At 72.2% G+C, this 22,818-nt stretch carries 17 protein-coding genes; 14 read left to right on the top strand and 3 right to left on the bottom strand.

All coding sequences use genetic code 11. The annotated features are described in order from the left end of the window. Nucleotides 1–21: 21 nt before the first annotated feature. A complete protein-coding gene (locus tag OG357_RS09890) occupies nucleotides 22–1,575 on the bottom strand; it encodes an MFS transporter (protein WP_329620808.1) in 1,554 nt (517 codons plus the stop codon). Between the two features lie 144 nt (nucleotides 1,576–1,719). Between OG357_RS09890 and OG357_RS09885 the strand changes: the two genes are divergently transcribed. The 3 genes from OG357_RS09885 to OG357_RS09875 all read left to right on the top strand — a co-directional run bounded on the left by OG357_RS09885 (nucleotide 1,720) and on the right by OG357_RS09875 (nucleotide 3,892). Continuing rightward, complete coding sequence (locus OG357_RS09885) at nucleotides 1,720–2,346, top strand: TetR/AcrR family transcriptional regulator (protein ID WP_329620807.1); 627 nt, start codon at nucleotides 1,720–1,722, stop codon at nucleotides 2,344–2,346. Nucleotides 2,347–2,442: 96 nt separating this feature from the next. Then, nucleotides 2,443–3,153, top strand: coding sequence for a ribonuclease HII (locus tag OG357_RS09880; RefSeq protein WP_317599844.1), 711 nt, complete (start codon nucleotides 2,443–2,445; stop codon nucleotides 3,151–3,153). A gap of 106 nt (nucleotides 3,154–3,259) precedes the next feature. Next, nucleotides 3,260–3,892 carry a hypothetical protein gene (locus OG357_RS09875; RefSeq protein ID WP_329620806.1) on the top strand — a complete coding sequence of 211 codons (633 nt, stop codon included), beginning with the start codon at nucleotides 3,260–3,262 and terminating at the stop codon, nucleotides 3,890–3,892. A gap of 128 nt (nucleotides 3,893–4,020) precedes the next feature. Here OG357_RS09875 and OG357_RS09870 read toward each other — a convergent pair whose 3' ends face one another. Continuing rightward, nucleotides 4,021–4,650 carry a hypothetical protein gene (locus OG357_RS09870; protein ID WP_329620805.1) on the bottom strand — a complete coding sequence of 210 codons (630 nt, stop codon included), beginning with the start codon at nucleotides 4,648–4,650 and terminating at the stop codon, nucleotides 4,021–4,023. Between the two features lie 392 nt (nucleotides 4,651–5,042). Here OG357_RS09870 and OG357_RS09865 point away from each other — a divergent pair, with 392 nt between their 5' ends. The 8 genes from OG357_RS09865 to OG357_RS09830 all read left to right on the top strand — a co-directional run bounded on the left by OG357_RS09865 (nucleotide 5,043) and on the right by OG357_RS09830 (nucleotide 17,642). Further along, entirely contained in the window at nucleotides 5,043–7,202 is a 2,160-nt protein-coding gene (locus OG357_RS09865; RefSeq protein ID WP_329620804.1) for a RecQ family ATP-dependent DNA helicase, read from the top strand. Nucleotides 7,203–7,364: 162 nt separating this feature from the next. After that, nucleotides 7,365–8,738: a DUF4192 domain-containing protein gene (locus OG357_RS09860; protein WP_329620803.1), complete on the top strand. Its 1,374-nt coding sequence runs from the start codon at nucleotides 7,365–7,367 to the stop codon at nucleotides 8,736–8,738. A gap of 112 nt (nucleotides 8,739–8,850) precedes the next feature. Then, nucleotides 8,851–10,926 carry a glycogen debranching N-terminal domain-containing protein gene (locus OG357_RS09855; protein ID WP_329620802.1) on the top strand — a complete coding sequence of 692 codons (2,076 nt, stop codon included), beginning with the start codon at nucleotides 8,851–8,853 and terminating at the stop codon, nucleotides 10,924–10,926. 109 nt (nucleotides 10,927–11,035) lie between these two features. Further along, nucleotides 11,036–11,830: an NUDIX hydrolase gene (locus tag OG357_RS09850; RefSeq protein WP_329620801.1), complete on the top strand. Its 795-nt coding sequence runs from the start codon at nucleotides 11,036–11,038 to the stop codon at nucleotides 11,828–11,830. Nucleotides 11,831–11,951: 121 nt separating this feature from the next. Further along, nucleotides 11,952–13,709 (top strand): ABC transporter ATP-binding protein, encoded by a 1,758-nt coding sequence (locus OG357_RS09845; protein ID WP_329620800.1) that lies wholly within the window; start codon nucleotides 11,952–11,954, stop codon nucleotides 13,707–13,709. 160 nt (nucleotides 13,710–13,869) lie between these two features. Beyond that, nucleotides 13,870–14,757 (top strand): FadR/GntR family transcriptional regulator, encoded by an 888-nt coding sequence (locus OG357_RS09840; RefSeq protein ID WP_317599857.1) that lies wholly within the window; start codon nucleotides 13,870–13,872, stop codon nucleotides 14,755–14,757. A gap of 377 nt (nucleotides 14,758–15,134) precedes the next feature. Next, complete coding sequence (locus OG357_RS09835) at nucleotides 15,135–16,679, top strand: RNA polymerase sigma factor (protein WP_329620799.1); 1,545 nt, start codon at nucleotides 15,135–15,137, stop codon at nucleotides 16,677–16,679. Nucleotides 16,680–16,823: 144 nt separating this feature from the next. Next, nucleotides 16,824–17,642, top strand: a complete 819-nt coding sequence (locus tag OG357_RS09830; RefSeq protein WP_329620798.1) for a S1 family serine peptidase — start codon at nucleotides 16,824–16,826, stop codon at nucleotides 17,640–17,642. 231 nt (nucleotides 17,643–17,873) lie between these two features. Here OG357_RS09830 and OG357_RS09825 read toward each other — a convergent pair whose 3' ends face one another. Further along, nucleotides 17,874–18,104 (bottom strand): DUF7455 domain-containing protein, encoded by a 231-nt coding sequence (locus OG357_RS09825; protein WP_024754955.1) that lies wholly within the window; start codon nucleotides 18,102–18,104, stop codon nucleotides 17,874–17,876. Nucleotides 18,105–18,537: 433 nt separating this feature from the next. On the opposite strand from OG357_RS09825, the gene OG357_RS09820 reads away from it, so the two are divergent. The 3 genes from OG357_RS09820 to OG357_RS09810 all read left to right on the top strand — a co-directional run bounded on the left by OG357_RS09820 (nucleotide 18,538) and on the right by OG357_RS09810 (nucleotide 22,797). Beyond that, nucleotides 18,538–20,655, top strand: a complete 2,118-nt coding sequence (locus OG357_RS09820; RefSeq protein WP_329620797.1) for a DNA gyrase/topoisomerase IV subunit B — start codon at nucleotides 18,538–18,540, stop codon at nucleotides 20,653–20,655. A 160-nt stretch (nucleotides 20,656–20,815) separates the two neighbouring features. Next, nucleotides 20,816–21,205 (top strand): DUF485 domain-containing protein, encoded by a 390-nt coding sequence (locus tag OG357_RS09815; RefSeq protein WP_329625547.1) that lies wholly within the window; start codon nucleotides 20,816–20,818, stop codon nucleotides 21,203–21,205. Then, nucleotides 21,202–22,797, top strand: coding sequence for a solute symporter family protein (locus tag OG357_RS09810; RefSeq protein ID WP_329620796.1), 1,596 nt, complete (start codon nucleotides 21,202–21,204; stop codon nucleotides 22,795–22,797). Before OG357_RS09815 ends, OG357_RS09810 begins: the two co-directional genes overlap by 4 nt. Nucleotides 22,798–22,818: the final 21 nt, after the last annotated feature.

Raw genomic sequence — 22,818 nt, 5'->3', positions numbered from 1 at the left:
GGGCGGGCGTACGGCGCCGGCTCAGGCCATTGGTCCGGCCGCCTCGGCCCGGCCGCTCAGCGCCTCCAGGTCGCTCTTGCGGACCCTGATCACCAGGACTGCCGTGACCAGCGCGATCAGCACCATCGCGACGGCGGCGGTGAAGGCCGAGGCGATGCCCGAGGTCAGCACCTCATGGCCCCAGGGCGCGGGGAGCTCGTGCGTCTTCGCGAACTCCGCCTGCTGCTCGGGCGTCGCGTTCGCCAGGAAGCCCGGCGCCTGCTTCTCGCCCTCCTCGCGGCTCGCCGTGCCGAAGACCGTGACCAGGATGGACAGGCCGAGCGAACCGCCGACCTGCTGGGTGGCGTTGAGCAGGCCCGACGCGGCGCCCGCCTCGTACGGGGCCACCCCGGAGACGGCCGTGAGTGTGAGCGTCACGAAGTTGAGGCCCATGCCGAAGCCGAACAGGGCCATCGGGCCGAGGACGGCGCCGGCGTAACTGCTGTCCGAGGTGATGAACGTCAGCCAGAAGAGGCCGATGCCGGTGATCGCCGAGCCGCCCACCATGAACGGTTTCGGCCCGAGGACCGGCAGCAGCCGCTGCGCGAGCCCCGCGCCCGTGACGATCGCGACCGTCACCGGCAGGAAGGCGAGTCCGGACTGGATCGGGCTGTACCCGAGGACGTCCTGGACCCACAGGACGATGAAGAAGAACATGCCGAACATGGCGGCCGACAGGCTGAGCATGATGACGTACGTGCCCGAGCGGTTGCGCTCGGCGAACATCCTGAGCGGGGTGATCGGCTCCTTGGCCCTCGACTCCACGACACCGAAGGCCACGAGCAGGACCACGGCCGCGACGAAGGAGCCGACGGTCAGCGAGTCCTTCCAGCCCTTCTCGGACGCGCTGATGAACCCGTAGACCAGGGCCGCCATGCCGAGCGTCGAGGTCATGGCGCCCGCGATGTCGAAACGGCCTGGGTGACGCTCGGACTCCGCGATGTAGCGCGGGGCGAGGTAGGCGATCAGCAGGCCGATCGGGACATTGACGAAGAGGACCCAGCGCCAGTCGAGCCACTCGGTGAGCATGCCGCCGGCGAGCAGCCCGATCGCGCCACCACCGGCGGACACGGCGGCGAACACGCCGAACGCGCGGTTGCGCTCCGGCCCTTCGGGGAACGTCGTGGTGATCAGCGCGAGCGAGGTCGGCGAGGCGATGGCGCCGCCGACACCCTGCAGGGCGCGTGCGGCGAGCAGCTGCCAGGGCTCCTGGGCGAAGCCGCCGAGCAGCGAGGCGAAGGTGAAGACGAGGATGCCGGCCATGAACACCCGGCGGCGCCCCAGGATGTCTCCCGCGCGCCCGCCGAGGAGCAGCAGCCCGCCGAAGGTGAGCGTGTAGGCACTGAGCACCCAGGAGAGGTCGGTGGTCGAGAAGGAGAGCGCGTCCTGGATGTGCGGCAGCGCGATGTTCACGATGGTGGCGTCGAGAACGACCATGAGCTGGCAGGCGGCGATGACGGCCAGGGCGATGCCCGGCCGGCCTCCGGCGCGAGCAGGGCCGTTCTTGGACTGTGTGTCCACCGGAGAAGTTGTCACTATGGATCCCCCACGGAAGAATTAGTGAACGCGCCCGTTCACTGTTCTCCACGGTAGTGAGTCCCCCTCAGTGAACGCAACCGTTCACTGGGCACTGCCACGTCCCGACTCGCCCCGATCGACTTGCTCAACGGAGAGATCCTGATGGTTACTTCGCGCTCCGCGGCCGCCGCCCGGCCGGAGGGGGCGTCTCTGCGACGCCGTGGCCCCGTGCTGGAACGGGCCATTCTGGAGGCCACGCTCGAACAGCTGGGCAGCGTCGGCTGGAACGGTCTGACGATGGAGGGTGTCGCGGTCGGCGCGCAGACGGGCAAAGCCGCGGTGTACCGGCGCTGGCCGTCGAAAGAAGACCTCGTCGCGGACGCCCTCCAGGCCGGGCTGCCGACGCTCGACGAGGCGCCGGACCGCGGGAGCGTCCGCGAGGACCTGTACGCGCTGTGTCTCCGGGTCCGCGACGTGATGTTCTCCAAGCCCGGCCTCGCCCTGCGCGCGGTCCTTCACGAATGCGACGCGGAATCCGCTGGGAGGTTCCACGAGCTGATCGTCGCGGGGGTGACCGAGCCCTCGACCCGGCTCTTCAAGGACGTGCTGCGGCGCGGAATCGAGCGCGGTGACGTGCGGGCCGACGCGATCGACGACCTGGTGCTCGATGTGGTCCCCGCCCTGATGATGTACCGCTCCAAGGTGTGCGGGAGCGAATGGTCGGACCGCGAGATCGCCGACATGATCGACCGGGTCATGGTGCCGCTGCTCCGCCTCGGGGCGGTCTGAGATCGGCCCGAGGTCGGCCTGAGTTCGGCCCGGGGTCGGCCTGAGGGGAATCCGGGTATCGCGGGCGGCACCAGGCGGCGTAACCTGGCTGGCGCCATGCCGTACGAACCTCCCACCCACACTGTCGAGCGATCGCTCCGAGCGACCACCGGCGCCAGGATCGTCGCCGGAGTCGACGAGGTCGGGCGCGGGGCGTGGGCCGGTCCCGTCACGGTGTGCGCCGCCGTCACAGGGCTGCGCCGGCCGCCCACCGGACTCACCGACTCCAAGCTGATCACCCCCAAGCGCCGTACCGCGCTGGCCGCGGAGCTGGAGCAGTGGGTCACGGCGTACGCGCTCGGCGACGCCTCCCCGGAAGAGATCGACGAACTCGGGATGACCGCGGCGCTCCGGCTCGCGGCGGTCCGGGCCCTCGAAGGGCTTCCCGTCAGGCCGGATGCCGTGATCCTCGACGGCAAGCACGACTACCTCGGCAGCCCTTGGCAGGTCCGCACGGTGATCAAGGGCGACCAGTCCTGTGTCGCCGTGGCCGCCGCCTCCGTCATCGCCAAGGTCCGGCGGGACACCGTCATGGCGGAGCTCGAGACCGGAGCCGAGGGCTGCGCCGCGTTCGGCTTCGCGGCGAACGCGGGCTACCCTTCGCCGGTCCACAAGGCCGCGCTGGAGGAGCTGGGGCCCACCCCGTACCACCGTCTCTCCTGGTCGTACCTGGACGCGTTGCCGCAGTGGCGCCACCTCAAAAAGGTCCGTCTCTCCGCGGAGGCGGCCGCGCTGGAAAGCGGGGGCCAACTCGGCTTCGACTTCTGAACTTCCGGCTGCCGAACGCTTCTCCATGGCCGTCCGAGCAGCCGGGGCGCACCTGTGTGCCCACCCGCCGATGCCCCGCGCAGCGGCGTTTGATAGACATCCACCCATGCCTCTCACCCCCGAGGAGCCTCAGATTCACGAGAGCGCCCAGGGTCCCCGCGCCACCACGGCCGCCGGCCGTCCCGCGTCGACCCCCCGTCCCGTACCCGGCCCGCGTTCCGCGGCCTCTCCGCGTCCCGGACACCCGGGCCCCGGCCCGGCCAGGCCCGCTCCGCCGGCCCCGCGTCCGCACCCCGGTGCCGGGCAGTCCCCGGCCACCGGTCCGGAGAATCGTTCCGACCAGCGGTCCACTCCGCAGCTCCAGGTGATCCCGGCCCCGGCCGACGGTGCGCTGGACGCCGCCGAGGAGGCCCTGGACATGCTCCTGGAGAGCGGCCGGGCGCCCGGTGACGTCCTGGTGCTGACCACCGGCGACCAGCACCCGTGGGCGGCGCACGAGCTGTCCTTCGGCGAGGCCGCCTACTGGGCCCAGCAGGACACCGGCGACGACGTGTTCTTCGCGGACGCGGCCGCCGTCGAGCGGGCTGCCGTCCGGCCCGTGGTGATCGTCGCCGTCAACGGCGACAGCGACGAGATCGCTGCCCAGGCGCTGCCGTCGGCCATGGTCCGTGCGGGTGCGCTGCTGATCGTCTGTGGCGATCCGGAGCGCGTCGCGGCGATCGTCGGCGCCGGCGTCTGACCGTCCCGTCCGCTGCCCGACCACCCCTGCCGCCGGACCGAACACCGGCCCGGCGGGCAGGCGTCCACTACGGCGTTGTACGTCGCCGTACGTCGTCGTACCTCGTCGTACGGCGACGTGCGAGGTCGTCAGCGTGCGGCGGCCCGGCGCAGAGGTTCGGACGCGCCGCTCGCCGTTCTCGGCGTGAGATGGCCCAGTTCGGCCGACTCGCTCCCGAGAGGCACCGGGCGCGAGTCGGAGCTGGGCCGACGGCCCCCCCGGCCTTCGCCCAGCACCTGCCAGCCCCCGCGGGTCAGCGTGATGTACGCGCCGCAGCGGAGTCCGTGCAACGTGCAGGCGTCCCGGAGCCCCCACATCCAGGCTCCGTCCTCCTCCGTCCAGCGCTCGTCGCCCTCGCGGCAGTACAGCAGGACCGCTGTCCGCACCGGGGCCCGGCGACGGAGATCGTGCGGAAGGACGCGCCGCAGGTGCGCCAGGAGCGCGTTGCGGAACTCCCAGCCGTCGGCGGGCATGGCACGGCGGACGAACGAGGCGCTGGCGGTGAGCCGCTCCTCGTGGTCCAGGACCGCCACGACCGCCGTCGAGGGCGTGGGGGTGTGGCGTGAGTGCAGGCCGCTGACGACCTCACGCGGGTTGCCGAGCAGGGGGATTCCCGCCGCGGCCCACTCGGCCGGTTCGAGCGTCCGTGAGAGGCGGCTGGCGGACCCGGACGACGATGTGGTCGAGGCGGCTGTGGACGGAGCGAATCCGAGGGTCACGGTCCTCCCTTCGGATACGCGCCCGCGCGGCGGGCAAGGTCGGGTGAGGGCGCACCACGGCACGGTCCTTCCAGGCCGCTGACGGGCCGTGCGGGGCGGTTTCCCAATTCTTGCTTGGCCCGTGCGCGAGCGGCAATGAGCAATTGAGGTCACTGACGGGAATGCGACGGTATGCCTTTCATATCCCTGCCCAGTTGCCCATTGTTCACTCCCCGTTTCCCCTCCTGTTTCACACCCGGGGGCGAGAGCCTCGGCGGAAACGTTCCTTCCGTCTCTGGAGCCGCCCACGAAGACTGCCCCCGACCGCTCGCACGGCGGTCGAGCAGCGTGCGAGCGGAGTATCACGCTGAGTGAGTTGGGCGATTGTCCGTGCCATCGGGTTGCATGGGGGCATGGACAACCAGGAGCTCCGTGCCGAAGCCGATGCCATCCTCGCTGAGCTCGTCGGTGCGCCGGGGAGCTCGGCGCGGCTGCGGGAAGACCAGTGGCAGGCGGTGGCGGCCCTGGTGGAGGAGCGCCGGCGGGCGCTGGTGGTGCAGCGGACCGGCTGGGGCAAGTCGGCGGTGTACTTCGTCGCCACCGCTCTGCTGCGGCGGCGCGGTTCGGGCCCCACGGTGATCATCTCGCCACTGCTGGCCCTGATGCGCAACCAGGTCGAGTCGGCGGCGCGTGCCGGCATCCAGGCGCGCACGATCAACTCGGCCAACCCGGAGGAGTGGGACACCATCTACGAGGAGGTCGAGCGCGGCGAGACCGACGTTCTCCTCGTCAGCCCGGAGCGCCTCAACTCCGTGGACTTCCGGGAGCAGGTGCTGCCCAAGCTCGCGGCCACGACGGGTCTCCTCGTGGTCGACGAGGCGCACTGCATCTCGGACTGGGGGCACGATTTCCGGCCCGACTACCGCCGGCTGCGGGCGATGCTCGCCGAGCTCGCCCCCGGAGTGCCGGTACTCGCCACCACCGCGACGGCCAACGCGCGCGTGACCGCGGACGTGGCCGAGCAGCTGGGCACCGGTGCCGGCGAGGCCCTCGTGCTGCGCGGTCCGCTGGACCGGGAGAGCCTGCGCCTGGGCGTGGTCCGGCTCCCCGACGCCGCGCACCGCCTGGCCTGGCTCGCCGAGCACCTGGACGAGCTCCAGGGGTCGGGGATCATCTACGCCCTCACCGTGGCCGCCGCCGAGGAGGCGACCGCCTTCCTGCGCCAGCGCGGCTTCACGGTGGCCTCCTACACGGGGCGGACGGAGAACGCCGACCGGCTGCAGGCCGAGGTCGACCTCCAGGAGAACCGGGTCAAGGCACTGGTTGCGACCTCGGCGCTGGGCATGGGCTTCGACAAGCCCGACCTCGGATTCGTGGTGCACCTGGGGTCGCCGTCGTCCCCCATCGCCTACTACCAGCAGGTCGGCCGAGCGGGACGCGGTGTCGAGCACGCCGACGTCCTCCTGCTGCCGGGCAAGGAGGACGAGGCCATCTGGCGCTACTTCGCCGATACCGCCTTCCCGCCCGAGGCCCAGGTCCGGCAGACCCTCTCGGCCCTCGCCGACGCCGGACGGCCGCTGTCCGTACCGGCTCTGGAGGCGGCGGTGGATCTTCGCCGCACCCGGCTGGAGACCATGCTGAAGGTCCTGGACGTGGACGGGGCCGTCAAGCGGGTGAAGGGCGGCTGGACCTCCACCGGCCGGCAGTGGACCTACGACGCCGAGCGGTACGCGTGGGTGGCCCGGCAGCGGGCAGCCGAGCAGCAGGCCATGCGTGACTACGTGAGCACCTCCGGGTGCCGGATGGAGTTCCTGCGCCGCCAGCTGGACGACGAAGGGGCCGTCCCGTGCGGCCGCTGCGACAACTGCGCGGGGCCGTGGGCGGATTCCTCCGTCTCCGCCGAGACGCTGACCGGAGCGGCGAAGGAGCTGGACCGCCCGGGCGTGGAGGTCGAGCCGCGCCGGATGTGGCCGACGGGCATGCCCGCGCTGGGCGTCAACCTCAAGGGGCGCATCCCCGCCGGAGAGCAGTGCTCCACCGGCCGCGCCCTGGGGCGGCTCTCGGACATCGGCTGGGGCAACCGGCTGCGCCCGCTGCTCGCCGACGCCACACCCGACGGTCCGGTCCCCGATGACGTCCTCAAGGCCGCGGTGGCCGTCCTCGCCGACTGGGCGCGCTCCCCGGGCGGCTGGGCGCCGAACGTCCCGGACGCCTCCGCCCGGCCGGTGGGCGTCGTCGCCCTGCCGTCCCTGACCCGCCCGCAGCTGGTCGGCTCCCTCGCGCAGGGCATCGCGACCATCGGGCGGCTCCCCCTCCTGGGCACCCTGACGTACACCGGGCCGGACGGCGCGCACGCGGCACGCCGCAGCAACTCGGCCCAACGCCTCAGGGCACTCTCCGGCGCCCTCGCCGTCCCGGAGGACCTGGCGGGCGCGCTGGCGGCAACTCCCGGCCCCGTCCTGCTCGTGGACGACTGCACCGACTCCGGCTGGACCCTCGCGGTCGCCGCCCGCCTGCTCCGCCAGGCCGGCGCCGAACAGGTGCTCCCGCTGGTCCTCGCCGCCTCGGGCTGACCCCGCGAACCCCTCACGCACCGTCAAACGGTCACGAGCATAGGGGTTTCGGAGCCGCCACGACGTCGGCCCTGTGGACAACTCCACGGGGCCGCGGGCGTCACGCTCCGGAGTTATCCACAGGGGTTTCGGGATTCGGGAGATCACGAGACCGTCGTGACCATGAACGCGAATCACCACGAATCCAGCGTCCCCTCCCGTCCCCAGCGGATCACCCTGCGCGGCCCGGCGGAACTGGCCGACGCCCTGCCCTACATGCTGGGCTTCCACCCCACCGACTCCGTCGTCCTGGTCGGCCTCCACGGCGAGCGCGGCCGCTTCGGCGGCCGGGTCAGGCTCGGTATCCCGCGCTCACCCCACGAATGGGCGTCCACCGCGGAACACCTCGCCGAATGCCTCGTCGAGAGCGGCGACCGGAACGGCGACCGACCGGACGGGATCGTCGTCTTCCTGTGCCAGGACCCGGAGCCCGGCGAGACGGGCAGCAGGGTCATGGAGCGGCTGCGCCCCTTCGCGCAGCGGCTGCGCACCGCCTGCGGCGCCCTCGACATCCCCGTCTTCGAAGCCCTCTGCATCTCCGACGGGCTCTACTTCTCCTACTGCTGCCCGAACGACCGGTGCTGCCCGCCCGGCGGCACGCCCATGGGGCTCACCGGCACCTCGGTGACGGCGGCGACCGCCGCCTACGCCGGAATCCGGGTCCGCGGCTCGCTCCGGGACATGGAGGCCCGGCTCAAGCCGCACGGCACGCCCGGAGACGAACCGCAGCGTGCCGCCCTCGACGCGGCCGCCGCTGCGATCGTGCCCCGGATCCTCGAAGGTCCGCCCGGCCAGGGACGTGAAGAGGTGCGCGAGACGACGCTGCGCACCGCCCGCGAGATCCTCCGGCGGTTCGCCGACCCGGCCGCCCGCACGCAGCCTTCCGACGGGGTGGCGGCGGCCGACGCGGCCGACGACGCCCTGATCGGTACGGAGGAGGCGGCCGCGCTCATCCTGGGCCTCCAGGACCGGGCCACCCGGGACCGCGCGGCCGAATGGATGGAGGGTTGGGAGGGCACCGCCGCCCTACGGCTCTGGCGCGTCCTGGCCCGCCGCTGCGTCACCCCGTACCAGGAGCACGCCGCCGCGCCGCTCACCCTCGCGGGCTGGGCGGCCTGGTCCACCGGCGACGAACCGACCGCCCGGGTCGCCCTGGGGCTCGCCCTCGACGCCGATCCCGAGTACGTCTTCGCCCGACTGCTGCACCAGGCGTGTAACGAAGGACTGGACCCCGAGTCGCTGCGCTCCTGCCTGAGGAGCGAGCGGGACACCCGCGCCGCGACGGAGCAGGCCGTTCCCGCGTCCACCCGGCGGGTCAGGACCCGGACCGCCGCCCGCCCCCAGAGCGCCCGGCAGAGCCTCAGGAAGCCCGGCCGGCAGACCGGAGGGGACCGCGGGGCACCGGCCGGAGTCCGGCCGAGCGGCCCGGCCACGGGCAGGCCGAGGACCAGCGCCCCGCGCCACGGCGGGCAGCGCGGCAGCAGGAGCGGCCGATGACGACCGTGACCCGGCCGCCCGCGCGCGCGTTCAGCTCTCTGGCGGCGGACGCACCGTGCCGCCGACGCCCCGCCGGCCGCCCGGACCGCACAGAGAGCACCCCACACCCGCCATGGCCCTCAGCCCCGTCCCGGCCCCCGGACGCCCCGCAGGACACCCGAAGGGACCCGCGCACGGACCCGCGTCCGGCGTGGGCGCCGCGCCCCCGCCCGCGACGCGGCCGGGCGAACTGCCCTCGGTGCACGGCGCGCTCCTCTGCGTCGCCCTGCCCGCCCTCGCCGTCTGCGCCGAGCACGGCCAGCTCACCGGAGACGGACCCGAGGGCGTGTACGCGGCGGGCCGACGGCTCCTGTCCCGCTGCGTCCTGCGGGTGGCGGGGCGCGAACCCCTCCCGCTCCAGGGGCGGATGGCGACCGCCGACCGGGCCGTCTTCCTCGGAGTCCTGCGCGTCCCCGGGGACGCGGGGCCCGATCCCGGGCTCGGCGTCGAGCGCTCGCGAGGCGCCGACGGAGCCGAGCGCATCACCCTGCGCAACGCGACCGCCCGCCTCCTCCGACTCCCCGTGGAGATCGCTCTGGGCACGGATCTCGCGGACCTGGGCGCGGTGGCGTCCGGCAGGACGGGACCCGAACTCGCCGCGAGCGTCCACGGCACCGGACTGCGCTGGACCGCGGGCGACGGACGGTCCGTCGCCGTCACCGCGGACCCGCCTCCCATGGATTCCCTGGCGGCGGCGGGCGTCCTGCGATGGGAGGCCGAACTGGCTCCCGGAGCGCCGTTCACCATCCGGCTTCAGGTGCGCGGCGACCGGGCTGCCGGGCCCGCGGCCTCCACGGGATCCGGCGGAGGGCGACCCGGCGGTCACCTCATCGCCGAGGCGTGGGCCGAGGGCGACGACCCGCGTCCGGGGGAGCTGCTGCGCGCTTCCGTCGAGGATCTGCGGGCCCTGCTCCAGCGGGACCCCGCCCACCCCGCCGACGTCCATCTCGCGGCCGGCGTCCCCTGGCGCTGCGGACCGGTCACCGCCGAGGCACTCTGGGCAGCCCGCATGGTCCTGCCTCTCGGGACCCGGCTTGCCGCGACCACGCTCCGCGCGCTGGGCCGCGCCCAACTCCAGGGAACAGGGAGCGAGTCCGGCCGCCTCCCCGGCCCCCTCAGGGACGCCGGCCCGCACCTTCCGCCCCGCTGCACGGGCATCGAGGCCACGCTCGCCTTTCCCGTCGTGCTCGCGGAGGCCCGTCGCTGGGGGCTTCCCGCCGCGGACCTGGAGGAGCTTCTTCCGGTGGCGGAGCGATGCCTGGGCTGGCTGCGCCGCAGGCTCGGCCACAGCGGCTTCGTGCCCGACCCGGGGCCCGCCGGGCCCTGGCGGGCGGAGACGCAGGCCCACGCGCACCGTGCGGCCCTGCTCGGCGCCGACCTGCTCGACGCCTGTGGGAGGCCCGGGGGCGACGACCTGCGCGAGGGGGCACGGACACTGCGCGAGGGGTTCCGGCGCGAGTTCTGGCTCGACGACCGGGCGGGTGGCCGGCCCGCCGTCGCCCGCGCGCCGGACGGCCGGACCTGGTCCCAGCTGGGTGGCTGGGCCGCACACCTGCTCGACACCGGACTGCTGGGCGGCGGCCGGTACGCGCACGGCATGCTCGACCGGGCGGAGACGGAGCAGGTGGCCCGACTGCTCGCCACCCCGGCCCTCGACTCCGGCTGGGGGCTGCGTGGCCTGGGCACCAAGGAACCCGGCCACAACCCCTTCGGCCACCGGGCCGGCGCGGTCCGGGTGCACGAGACGTCGGTCGCCGTGGCCGGCCTCGCCGCCGCCGGCCACGAGAAGGAGGCCGCGTCCCTGCTCCGCGGGCTGCTCGACGCCGCGGCGGCCTTCGACTACCGACTCCCCGAGATGTACGCGGGGGAGCAGCGGACGGCGGGAGGGCGCCCGGTGCCGCACCCGGCCGCGTGCAGACCGGCGGCCGTCGCGGCGGCCGGAGCGGTCCAGGCGCTCGTCGCCCTCGCCGGGATCCGCCCCGACGCGCCGGGGCGCTCGGTGGCGGTGCACCCGATGCCGTCGGCCCCGCTGGGAGCGATCCGCCTTTCGGGACTCGTGGTGGCGGGCGAGCCCTTCGCCGTGCGGGTCGGCCGGCTCGGTCTCGGTATGGTCGAGGAGGCCGCAGAGGGCCTTCAACTGGGGGTGTGACGGGATGTCGGGCGCAGACACGACGGAAGCTTCGCGGCGCGGCGAAGAAGTCGTCGCCGATCCTTCCGCGACGCGTGTTTATCGTCAGGGAGACGACTATGATCGCGGCATGTCTCCCTACGACCCGTCGGCCTTTCCGCCTTTCGCTGTCACCGTCGATCTGGTCGTGCTCACCGTGCGGCGCCACGCGCTGTGCACCTTGATCGTGAGAAGAGGGGAACCGCCGTTCCAGGGACGGTGGGCGCTCCCCGGCGGCTTCGTCCGGGAGGGGGAGGACCTCGGTGCCGCGGCCGCCCGTGAGCTGGTCGAGGAGACCGGACTCCACGCCCACGACCCGGGCGACCCGCCGCCCGTACCGGGCAACGGTGCGCACCTGGAGCAGCTGGCCACGTACGGGGCTCCCGACCGCGACCCGCGGATGCGGGTGGTCAGCGTCGCACACCTGGCGCTGGCACCCGACCTTCCCGCGCCGCGGGCGGGCGGCGACGCGAACAGCGCCCGCTGGGAGCCGGTCGGGGAGCTGCTCGGCGAGGACGTGCCGGCCGGGGACGCGGGAGCGGCGGGCAGGGGAGTCCCGGGTGGCGGAGCCGAGCCCCTCGCCTTCGACCATGCGCAGATCCTCGCCGACGGGGTGGAGCGGGCCCGCTCCAAGATCGAGTACTCCTCCCTGGCCACGGCGTTCTGTCCGCCGGAGTTCACCGTCGGAGAGCTGCGGCGCGTGTACGAGGCCGTCTGGGGCGTCGCCCTCGACCCGCGGAACTTCCACCGCAAGGTGACCGGCACGCCCGGCTTCCTGGTTCCCGCAGGCGGCACCACGACCCGTCAGGGAGGCCGTCCCGCCCAGCTCTTCAGGGCAGGTGGAGCCACTCTCCTCAACCCGCCGATGCTGCGCCCCGAGGTCTGATCGACCCGGCTGTCCGGCCCCCAGGGCGCCCACCCTGCACCGAAAGTCCGAAATGTAGCGTTATCTTGCTGCGGTAGCGCCGCCCTGCCGCGGAGCGGTGTCACCTACCGCGAGAGAAGCGATGCTCCAGGCAATCGGACTGACCAGCACTCCCCGCCGCGATCGCCCGCCCGCCGTGGACGATCTGACCTTCGAGGCGCGGCCCGGTGCCGTGACCGCGCTCCTCGGTCCCCCGGGCTCCGGCAAGACCACCACGCTCCGGCTCATGCTCGACCTCGATCCGGGCCGCGGGATCACGTACTTCCGGGGCCGCCCTCTGCACGGCGTGGCCCATCCGTCGCGCGAGGTCGGCGTGTTCCTCGGCGACGTCCCCGGGCACCCCTCCCGCACGGTCCGCGGGCAGCTGCGGATGCTCTGCGCCGCTTCCGGAACTCCCGTCGCCCGGGCCGGTGAAGTGCTGCGGTCCGTCGGTCTGGCGGGCCTCGACGGGCGACGGATCGGCACCCTTCCGCTCGGTGCGGAGCGCCGACTCGGCCTGGCATGCGCCCTGTTGGGCACCCCGCACGCCCTGCTGCTCGACGAACCGGGTGCCGGTCTCTCCGTCACCGAGAGCGCGGGGGTGTACGAGCTCCTGCGTGCACACGCGGCCGGCGGGGGGACGGTGCTCTACACGACCCAGGACCCCAAGGACGCGGCCCGCAACGCCGACCGGGTCGTCACCCTCGACGGCGGCCGCGTCGTCGCCGACCAGGACGCGACCGAGTTCGCGCGCACCCGGCTGCGGCCCCGCGTCGCGGTCCGCACCCCGCACGTAGCGCGACTGGCCGCCGCGGTGACCCAGGAGGCCCGAGCCGCCCGCCGGCCGGTCGAGGTGGTCGCGGAGGACGGCAACCTGCTGTCGGTCTACGGCAGTGACTGCGCCGCCGTCGGAGACACCGCGTTCCGGCACGGCGTGGTCGTCCACCGGCTCGCCGACGAGACCGGCGACACGGCGCCCGCGCCCCGAACGACGGAAGGCGGTGCGCCCGGGCGGGACGCCGAGCCGGTGTCGGGTACCCCCGCTCGTGGCGACTCGACCGAGGAGAGGCCCCGCGCCCGGAGGCCGGCCCGCTCGCCCTCCCGCCCGCTGCGGTACGAGCTCCGCCGGCTTGTCGGCGTGCCGAGTACCTCGCTCGTCGTGGCGGTGGTCCTGCTCGTCTCCGTGACCCTCGCCCTGCTCCTCGCGCGCGGGGGTTCGACCGCGCTGCCCGTCGTCCTCGCCGGGTGGCCCGCGATCTCCCCGCTGCCGCCCGCCGCCCTCGGGGCCGGGCTGATCGGCGCCTTCTCCTTCGGTGAGGAGTACCGCTACCCCGCGCTCACCGCGGGCCGCGGCGCCGTGCCCCGGCGGCTCGGTCTGCTGCTCGCCAAACTCGTCGTGGCGGCGGCCGTGGCCCTCGGCCTCGGTGCGCTCGTCGTGGCGGCCGACCTGGGGGCCCTGAGGCTCGTCTACGGAGGCGAGTTGATCCCCGTTCCGGAGAACTGGTCTTCGCTCTGCGCGAGTTGGCTGGGGCTGCTCGTCGGATGCGCCTGGGCGGGGGTGCTGGGCGCCGGGGTGTTCCGGGCCGCCGCCGCAGGTGTGGCCGCGGTCCTCGCCGTACCCGTCGCTTTCGTTCCGCTCCTGCAGCTGGTGCTCACGGGCCCGTCGGTGCGTTCGGTCGCCGGGCTGCCGGCGCGGTTGCGCGAGATCGCCGGTCCGCAGTGGTCCCCGGGTGTGGACCGGTGGTTGGCGGGGGTGGTGCGGGTGGTCGGACAGCCCGCAGGGGTGGGGCTCTCGCTGATGTTGACCGGCTTGCTGTGCGCCTATGTGTTCACCGGGCTTCGCCGGAGGGCCCGTTGGTGATCACTTGCGGATCGAAAGATTCCGGTTTTCGGGCAACTCCCTTAAAAATTGCCCTCTATGTCCGAATAATCGTCAATTGTGTAGGGGGTGCCGATCACCCTTTCGTGTGCTTTTCACCAAAGACCTCAAGGGTCACGGAAGCAACGCCGACAAAGGATGCGTGAGTACCCTTGCGCACACCATGATGACCGCCGCCCGTCCCGTCGAGTCCGGCCTCGGCGCCCCGGGCGATCTCGACCGCTACCCCTACGCGGAGGCGCCCGGCGCCGGCCGCGTGGGTCCGCCCTCCTGGGAGGGCGTGGACACCGACCTGGGCCGCGTCGGCCGCCGCAGCACCGGCAGCCGGGGCCGGGGGCTCCATGGCCAGCTCGTCCAGCAGCTCGGCCAGATGATCGTCTCCGGCGACCTCGGGGCCGACCGCCCCCTCGTCCCCGAGGAGATCGGCCAGCGCTTCGAGGTCTCACGCACCGTCGTGCGCGAGTCGCTGCGCGTGCTGGAGGCCAAGGGTCTCGTCAGCGCCCGCCCCAACGTCGGCACGCGCGTCAGGCCCGTCAGCGACTGGAACCTCCTCGACCCCGACATCATCGAGTGGCGCGCCTTCGGCCCGCAGCGCGACGACCAGCGCCGCGAGCTGAACGAGCTGCGCTGGACCATCGAGCCCCTGGCCGCCCGCCTCGCCGCCGGACACGGCCGCGAGGACGTCCAGCAGCGCCTCTCCGACATGGTCGAGATCATGGGGCACGCGTACGCCCAGGGCGACGCGATCACCTTCTCCCGCGCGGACACCGAGTTCCACTCCCTGCTCATCCAGCTCGCAGGGAACCGCATGCTGGAGCACCTCTCCGGCATCGTCGGCTCGGCGCTCCAGGTCTCCGGGGGTCCCGTCACGGGCTGCGACCGCCCGAGCGAGGCGTGCCTCGGGCACCACGCCCGGATCGTCGACGCCCTGGCCGAGGGGGACGCGCAGGGCGCCGAAGCCGCCATGCGGCAGCTGCTGACCGTCCACCCCGAGGTGGAGCGCGTCGTTCCCGCCCCCCGCGAACACTGACCGCGGGTCGTGGCCGGGAGCACGGAGGCGCACGCATCGCGCGCCGCCGGGTCCGAGCGCGTTCCGGGGAGCCCGGTCGGGTCTCCCCGGATGGCGCCAGGGTTCCGGCGGCGCGAATGTGCCATCATCTACCGCTTCGGCTGTTTCGCCGCATATGAGGTGTGACTCGGGCCACGAAGATTGGGCGTAACACTCCTCCGAGCCGTGCGATGACCTAAGAGGTGACAGCCGAGGAAGGAATACAGCAGCCGTTCGAGGCGCTGTGCAGTTCCCCGGCCCAGCCCGCGCCGTCGGCACATTCCCCGTCGACGGTCGTCGGCTCCGGCCCTATCCAGGGCGGGGCCGGAAGCCGTTTCCATCGTTCCGAGAGGTTGTTCGTGTCGGCCAGCACATCCCGTACGCTCCCGCCGGAGATCGCCGAGTCCGAGTCTGTGATGGCGCTCATCGAGCGGGGAAAGGCTGATGGGCAGATCGCCGGCGATGACGTGCGTCGGGCCTTCGAAGCCGACCAGATTCCGCCAACCCAGTGGAAGAATGTTCTGCGCAGCCTCAATCAGATCCTCGAGGAAGAGGGTGTGACGCTGATGGTCAGTGCAGCGGAGTCGCCGAAGCGCGCCCGCAAGAGCGTCGCTGCGAAGAGCCCGGCCAAGCGCACCGCCACCAAGACCGTCACTGCCAGGACGACCGTGACGAAGACCACCGTCTCGGCCGCAACGGCTCCTGCGGCGGACAGTGACGACCTGGCCGACGAGGCCGGATCGCCCGCCAAGAAGGCGGCCGCGAAGAAGACCGTCGCCAAGAAGACGACGGCCAAGAAGACCGTCGCCAAGAAGACGACGGCCAAGAAGGCCACGTCCAAGAAGGACGCCGACGACGCCGAGGGCGAGGAGCTGCTCGACGACGCCGCGCCCGGCAAGGGCGAGGAGGAAGAGACCGAGGGCGAGAGCAAGGGCTTCGTCCTGTCCGATGAGGACGAGGACGACGCTCCGGCGCAGCAGGTCGCCGTCGCCGGTGCCACCGCCGACCCGGTCAAGGACTACCTCAAGCAGATCGGCAAGGTCCCGCTGCTCAACGCCGAGCAGGAGGTCGAGCTCGCCAAGCGCATCGAGGCCGGTCTGTTCGCCGAGGACAAGCTGGCGAACTCGGACAAGCTCGCTCCGAAGCTCAAGCGCGAGCTGGAGATCATCGCCGAGGACGGCCGTCGGGCCAAGAACCACCTCCTGGAGGCCAACCTCCGTCTGGTGGTCTCGCTGGCCAAGCGCTACACCGGCCGCGGCATGCTGTTCCTGGACCTGATCCAGGAGGGCAACCTGGGTCTGATCCGTGCGGTCGAGAAGTTCGACTACACCAAGGGCTACAAGTTCTCCACGTACGCCACCTGGTGGATCCGTCAGGCGATCACCCGCGCCATGGCCGACCAGGCCCGCACCATCCGTATCCCGGTGCACATGGTCGAGGTCATCAACAAGCTCGCGCGCGTGCAGCGCCAGATGCTCCAGGACCTGGGCCGTGAGCCCACCCCGGAGGAGCTGGCCAAGGAGCTCGACATGACCCCTGAGAAGGTCATCGAGGTCCAGAAGTACGGCCGTGAGCCGATCTCCCTCCACACCCCGCTGGGTGAGGACGGAGACAGCGAGTTCGGTGACCTCATCGAGGACTCCGAGGCGGTCGTGCCGGCCGATGCGGTGAGCTTCACGCTCCTCCAGGAGCAGCTGCACTCCGTGCTCGACACGCTCTCCGAGCGTGAGGCGGGTGTCGTCTCGATGCGCTTCGGCCTCACCGACGGCCAGCCGAAGACGCTGGACGAGATCGGCAAGGTCTACGGCGTGACGCGCGAGCGGATCCGTCAGATCGAGTCGAAGACGATGTCGAAGCTGCGCCACCCGTCGCGTTCGCAGGTCCTGCGCGACTACCTCGACTGATCCGTTTCGAGGCACAGAGCGACACACGAAGGGCCCGGTTCCCCGAAAGGGAGGAACCGGGCCCTTCGCGTGTGCGCGGGTGCACGGGACGGACGCGTGCAGGACGCTGGGTGAACCGACATCACCGGAGAGTCAGGAGGCTCCATGCATGGTCCCTTCACCCGTGCCTTGACGGGTGCCCTGGGCCTGATCACGGCGGCGGCGGGGCAGGTCGCCACCGCCGCCCCCGCGGCCGCCGACAGTGTCGTCGTGGGCGGCCGGCAGGCCCTGATCGCGGACGCGCCGTGGGTCGTGGCGCTGTCCAGTCGTGACCGGTTCGGGGGTACCCGGGCGGGGCAGTTCTGCGGCGGCGTCGTCGTCGCGCCGACCAAGGTGCTCACGGCGGCCCACTGCCTGGGCCGAGAGGTCCTCGGGGGCGAGCCGTGGGAGGTGCGCGACTTCGTGGTCATCGCCGGCCGTGCCGCGCTGCGAGGGCAGGGCGGGCAGGAGGTCGGGATCGCGGACACCTGGATCAATCCCGACTACGACCCGACGACGAACTCGGGCGATCTCGCGGTGCTGACACTGGCGAGCGCGCTGCCGCAGTCGTATGTGATCGGCGTCGCCCGCGCGGGGGATCCGGCGTACACGCCCGGTACGGAGGCGGACGTCTACGGCTGGGGTGACACGACCGGCAACGGGACCTACGCCTCCACGCTGCGGACGGCCCGCGTCCAGGTGCTGCCGGACACGGCGTGCGAGCGGGCGTACCCGGGCGGTTTCGGCGTCCCGTACCGCAGCGACACGATGCTGTGCGCGGGCGACCCGCAGGGCGGCAGGGACGCGTGCCAGGGGGACAGTGGCGGACCCCTGGTGGCCGAGGGGCTTCTCGTCGGCCTGGTGTCCTGGGGGAGCGGCTGCGGGCAGGCGGAGAACCCGGGGGTCTACACGAGGGTCTCGGCGGTGCTGCCGGAGCGGATCTGACGAGTGCGCCCGGCGCCCGTGGCTACGAGCTGGTACGGGCGGCGTGGGCGGGCACGGAGCCGGGTCCGGGCGGCCATGGGCGGGGCCTGGGTCGGCTACCGGGCGGGCCTGGGCCGGCTACGGGCGGCTGGGAGCGCGTACGAGAACGGGCGGCCACCCCCCTGGCTTGCGGGGGTGGCCGCCCGCCGTCCGGTCAGCGACCGGCTCTGGGCTCGTCGGGTGTGCGAGGCGTCAGTGCTCGTCGCCCGTCGTGCGCGCCGGCACGTCGGTGAGCCGGTCCGTCTCATCCTGTATCTCAGCGGCGATCTTCTTGAGTTCCGGCTCGAACTTGCGGCCGTGGTGGGCGCAGAAGAGCAAGTCACCTCCGCTGGTCAGGACGACGCGCAGGTACGCCTGGGCGCCGCAGCGGTCGCAGCGGTCAGCGGCCGTCAGGGGGCTCGCGGGGGTCAGAACAGTAGTCACGTCGCCTCTTCTCTAGCTCGACGAGCTGTCGTACCAGGGTCAACATCCAACCAGGCCGGAAACGTTCCCGCTCGTGGCTTTTCCTCGAAACTTTTTCCCAAGGTGGCTGTCTGCTGCCGGTTGGCGGCGAATGAGCCGTATTGCATCGCTCTACGGATTTCGCGTTGCTTGTGTCGGTGCGTCCTCCCGGCGTGGTTGCCGGTTGTTGATGAGGACGTGCCCGGAGCCTAAATGGTTCATGCCTGGAAGGGAACGTGATGTTCGCGTCACCCCTTCGAGGGATCGAACATCCATACGACTCTGGACTAGCATGAGGAAACGGGGAGGGTGGCGTGACAACGGCTCTACCAGGCATCGGTACCCTCTGACCGGTGAACGACGCCGGGCCTTACCCCACCGGGCCAGTTTTCAAATTCAGCGAGGAGCGAACCGCGTGACCGCCGAAACGTCCGTGCCGTCCAGTGCGCTGCTGACCGCAGACCGTGACGCTTCCAACTACACCGCGCGGCACCTGCTCGTACTCGAAGGGCTCGAAGCGGTCCGCAAGCGCCCCGGTATGTACATCGGGTCCACCGACAGCCGCGGCCTGATGCACTGCATCTGGGAGATCATCGACAACTCGGTCGACGAGGCCCTCGGTGGCTACTGCGACCACATCGACGTCATCCTCCACGACGACGGCTCCGTCGAGGTCCGGGACAACGGCCGGGGCATCCCGGTCGACGTCGAGCCGAAGACCGGGCTCTCCGGCGTCGAGGTCGTCATGACCAAGCTGCACGCCGGCGGAAAGTTCGGCGGCGGCTCGTACGCCGCCTCCGGCGGTCTGCACGGCGTCGGCGCCTCCGTGGTCAACGCCCTGTCGGCCCGCCTCGACGTCGAGGTCGACCGGAACAGCTCCACGCACTCCATCAGCTTCCGCCGCGGCGTGCCCGGCATCTTCACGGAGCAGGGCCCCGACAGCCCCTTCGACCCGGGCAACGGCCTGCGGAAGGGCAAGCGCGTCCCCAAGACGCGCACGGGCACGCGGGTCCGCTACTGGGCGGACCGGCAGATCTTCCTCAAGGACGCCAAGCTCTCGCTGGAGACGCTCCACCAGCGCGCCCGGCAGACCGCCTTCCTCGTGCCCGGCCTCACGATCGTCGTCCGCGACGAGCGGGACCTGGCCGGGATCGGCAAGAGCGAGGAGACCTTCCGCTTCGACGGAGGCATCAGCGAGTTCTGCGAGTACCTCGCGCAGGACAAGGCCGTCTGCGACATCCAGCGCCTCACCGGCACGGGGACCTTCAAGGAGACCGTCCCGGTCCTCGACGAGCGCGGCCACATGACCCCGACCGAGGTCACCCGCGAGCTCGCCGTCGACGTCGCGCTGCGCTGGGGCACCGGCTACGACAGCACGGTCAAGTCCTTCGTCAACATCATCGCCACCCCCAAGGGCGGCACCCACGTCTCCGGCTTCGAGCAGGCCATCACCAAGACGGTGAACGAAGTGCTCCGCTCGGCCAAGATGCTGCGCGTCGCCGAGGACGACATCGTCAAGGACGACGCCCTGGAGGGGCTCACGGCCGTCGTGACGGTCCGCCTCGCCGAGCCGCAGTTCGAGGGGCAGACGAAGGAGGTCCTGGGCACCTCCGCCGCCCGCCGGATCGTGGCGAACGTGGTCGCCAAGGAGCTCAAGGCCTTCCTGACCTCCACCAAGCGCGACGCGAAGGCGCAGGCCCGCGCCGTCCTGGACAAGGCCGTCGCCGCCGCCAGGACCCGGATCGCGGCCCGTCAGCACAAGGACGCGCAGCGCAGGAAGACCGCGCTCGAGTCGTCCTCCCTGCCGGCCAAGCTCGCCGACTGCCGCAGCGACGACGTGGAGCGCAGCGAGCTCTTCATCGTCGAGGGGGACTCCGCCCTCGGTACGGCCAAGCTCGCGCGCAACAGCGAGTTCCAGGCCCTGCTGCCGATCCGCGGCAAGATCCTCAACGTCCAGAAGTCCTCGGTCTCGGACATGCTCAAGAACGCCGAGTGCGGGGCGATCATCCAGGTCATAGGAGCGGGCTCGGGCCGCACCTTCGACATCGACGCGGCCCGCTACGGGAAGATCGTCCTGCTGGTCGACGCCGATGTCGACGGCGCGCACATCCGCTGTCTGCTGCTGACGCTCTTCCAGCGCTACATGCGGCCCATGGTCGAGGCCGGACGCGTCTTCGCCGCCGTGCCTCCGCTGCACCGGATCGAGCTCGTCCAGCCCAAGAAGGGCCAGGACAAGTACGTCTACACGTACTCGGACGGCGAGCTGCGGCAGACCCTGCTGGAGTTCCAGCGCAAGGGGGTCCGCTACAAGGACTCCATCCAGCGCTACAAGGGTCTCGGCGAGATGGACGCCGACCAGCTCGCGGAGACCACGATGGACCCGCGCCACCGCACCCTGCGCCGGATCAACATCGGCGACCTGGACTCGGCGGAGCAGGTCTTCGACCTCCTCATGGGCAACGACGTGGCGCCCCGCAAGGAGTTCATCACCAGCTCGGCGGCGACGCTCGACCGCTCGCGCATCGACGCCTGACAGAGGCCACGGACAGGACCGGGCCGTGCGGTACGCATATCAGCACGGCCCGGTCAGGCCACAGGGGGCATCTGTCACCTGATGGGGTGAAGAGGGGGAGGAGAAGAGTCCGGGATCTTCCCGCTCTGTCCATCCTTGGGCACGCGACCGAAACGGTTCGCTGACAAGGAGTTGGCCGGTGGAGCAGTACGACTCGGCAGTGCCGCGACAGCGCGATCCCAGCGCGGCGGAGGTCTACCTGGAGGTCCAGCGGAGCCCCGCGTTCCAGGAAGTGCGCCGCCGCTACCGCCGGTTCGTCTTCCCGGCCGCCCTCGCGTTCCTGCTCTGGTACCTCGCCTACGTCGTCGCGGCGACCGCGGCGCCCGGGCTCATGGCACGGCCCGTCGCCGGCGCGGTGAACGTGGCCATGGTCGCGGGGCTCGGCCAGTTCCTCACCACCTTCCTGCTGACCTGGGCCTACGCGCGCCACGCGCGGCTGCGCCGGGACCGGGCGGCCCTCGAACTCCGCTGGGACACGCAGGAGATGACCAGAGGGGTGGCGCAGCGGTGACCGGAGACCATCAGACCCTGGCGCTCGTGCTCTTCAGCGTCTTCATCGCCGTCACCCTGGGGATCACCACCTGGGTGAGCCGCAACCGGCACGGATCGGCGGAGGAGTTCTACGCCGGGGGCAGGCTGTTCTCGCCCATGGAGAACGGTTTCGCCATCGCCGGCGACTACATGTCCGCGGCCTCCTTCCTCGGCATCTCCGGGCTGATCGCGCTCTACGGCTACGACGGCATGCTGTACTCCGTCGGCTTCCTCGTCGCCTGGCTGGTCGTCCTCCTGCTCGTCGCGGAACTCGTCCGCAACTGCGGGCGGTTCACGCTCGCGGACGTCGTCGCCGCGCGGATGTCCGAGCGGCCGGTGCGGATCGCCGCCGGAACCTCCTCCGTGGCCGTCTCCGTGCTCTACCTCGTGGCCCAGATGGTCGGCGCCGGAAGCCTGGTCGCGCTCCTGCTCGGCGGCACGAGCGAGGCGGCCCGCTCCTGGACCGTGATCGGCGTGGGGGCGCTGATGGTCATCTACGTGTCGCTCGGCGGCATGCGGGCCACCACCTGGATCCAGATCGTCAAGGCGGTCCTGCTCATGGCGGGCACGATCGCGCTCACCGTCCTCGTCGTGCTCCGCTTCCACGGCGACGTGAACAGCCTCCTGGCCACCGCGGCCGACCGCAGCGGCCACGGACGGGACTTCCTCGCCCCGGGGCTGCGTTACGGCGGCGACTGGACCGCACGCCTCGACTTCATCAGCCTCGGCATCGCCCTGGTCCTGGGCACCGCGGGACTGCCGCACATCCTGTCGCGCTTCTACACCGTGCCCACCGCCCGCGCCGCCCGCCGGTCCGTCGTCTGGTCCATCGGCCTCATCGGCAGCTTCTACCTGATGACCATCGTGCTCGGCTTCGGCGCCGCCGCCCTGATCGGACCCGCCGAGGTCCGCGCCTCCAGCGCGTCGGGGAACACCGCCATCCCGCTGCTCGCCCTCGACCTCGGCGGCGGCGCGGGGTCCACCGGCGGCACCGTGCTCTTCGCTATCGTGGCCGCCGTCGCCTTCGCGACCATCCTCGCCGTCGTCGCCGGGATCACCCTCGCCTCCTCGGCCTCCGTCGCCCACGACCTGTACAGCTCGCTGCGCCGCCGGCACGCGAAGAAGCAGTACAGCGAGGTGACCGTGGCGCGGTTCGCGGCCGCCGGGATCGGCGCCGCCGCCATCGGACTCGGCCTGCTCGCCCGCGATCTCAACGTGGCCTTCCTCGTCGGCCTCGCCTTCGCGGTCGCCGCCTCGGCCAACCTGCCCGTCCTGCTCTACTCGCTGTTCTGGCGGAAGTTCACCACCCGGGGCGCGGTCTGGTCGGTGTACGGCGGGCTGGTCCCCGCGGTTCTGCTCGTCCTGCTGTCGCCGGTCGTCTCGGGCAGCCCGGAGGCGCTGTTCCCCGGTGTCGACTTCCACGTCTTCCCGCTGCAGAACCCCGGCGTGGTCTCCATCCCGCTCGGGTTCCTCGCGGGCTGGATCGGTACGGTCACCTCGACCGAGCCGCCCGACGAGGCACGGCACGCCGAGGCCGAGGTCCGGGCGCTGACCGGGGCCGGGGCCGTCTGAGGGGGAGAGCCCCCCTGCGAG

Source organism: Streptomyces sp. NBC_01255 (assembly GCF_036226445.1).
In the GTDB taxonomy this organism is placed as follows: Bacteria; Actinomycetota; Actinomycetes; order Streptomycetales; family Streptomycetaceae; genus Streptomyces.
Note: the sequence above shows the minus strand (reverse complement) of the source record. Positions and strands in the feature narration are given on the sequence as shown.

What these genes read in the sequence shown, in the direction of transcription:
- OG357_RS09885 (WP_329620807.1), top strand. Translation starts at nt 1,720, where the DNA reads ATGGTTACTTCGCGCTCCGCGGCCGCCGCCCGGCCGGAGGGGGCGTCT.
- OG357_RS09880 (WP_317599844.1), top strand. Translation starts at nt 2,443, where the DNA reads ATGCCGTACGAACCTCCCACCCACACTGTCGAGCGATCGCTCCGAGCG.
- OG357_RS09875 (WP_329620806.1), top strand. Translation starts at nt 3,260, where the DNA reads ATGCCTCTCACCCCCGAGGAGCCTCAGATTCACGAGAGCGCCCAGGGT.
- OG357_RS09865 (WP_329620804.1), top strand. Translation starts at nt 5,043, where the DNA reads ATGGACAACCAGGAGCTCCGTGCCGAAGCCGATGCCATCCTCGCTGAG.
- OG357_RS09860 (WP_329620803.1), top strand. Translation starts at nt 7,365, where the DNA reads ATGAACGCGAATCACCACGAATCCAGCGTCCCCTCCCGTCCCCAGCGG.
- OG357_RS09855 (WP_329620802.1), top strand. Translation starts at nt 8,851, where the DNA reads ATGGCCCTCAGCCCCGTCCCGGCCCCCGGACGCCCCGCAGGACACCCG.
- OG357_RS09850 (WP_329620801.1), top strand. Translation starts at nt 11,036, where the DNA reads ATGTCTCCCTACGACCCGTCGGCCTTTCCGCCTTTCGCTGTCACCGTC.
- OG357_RS09845 (WP_329620800.1), top strand. Translation starts at nt 11,952, where the DNA reads ATGCTCCAGGCAATCGGACTGACCAGCACTCCCCGCCGCGATCGCCCG.
- OG357_RS09830 (WP_329620798.1), top strand. Translation starts at nt 16,824, where the DNA reads ATGCATGGTCCCTTCACCCGTGCCTTGACGGGTGCCCTGGGCCTGATC.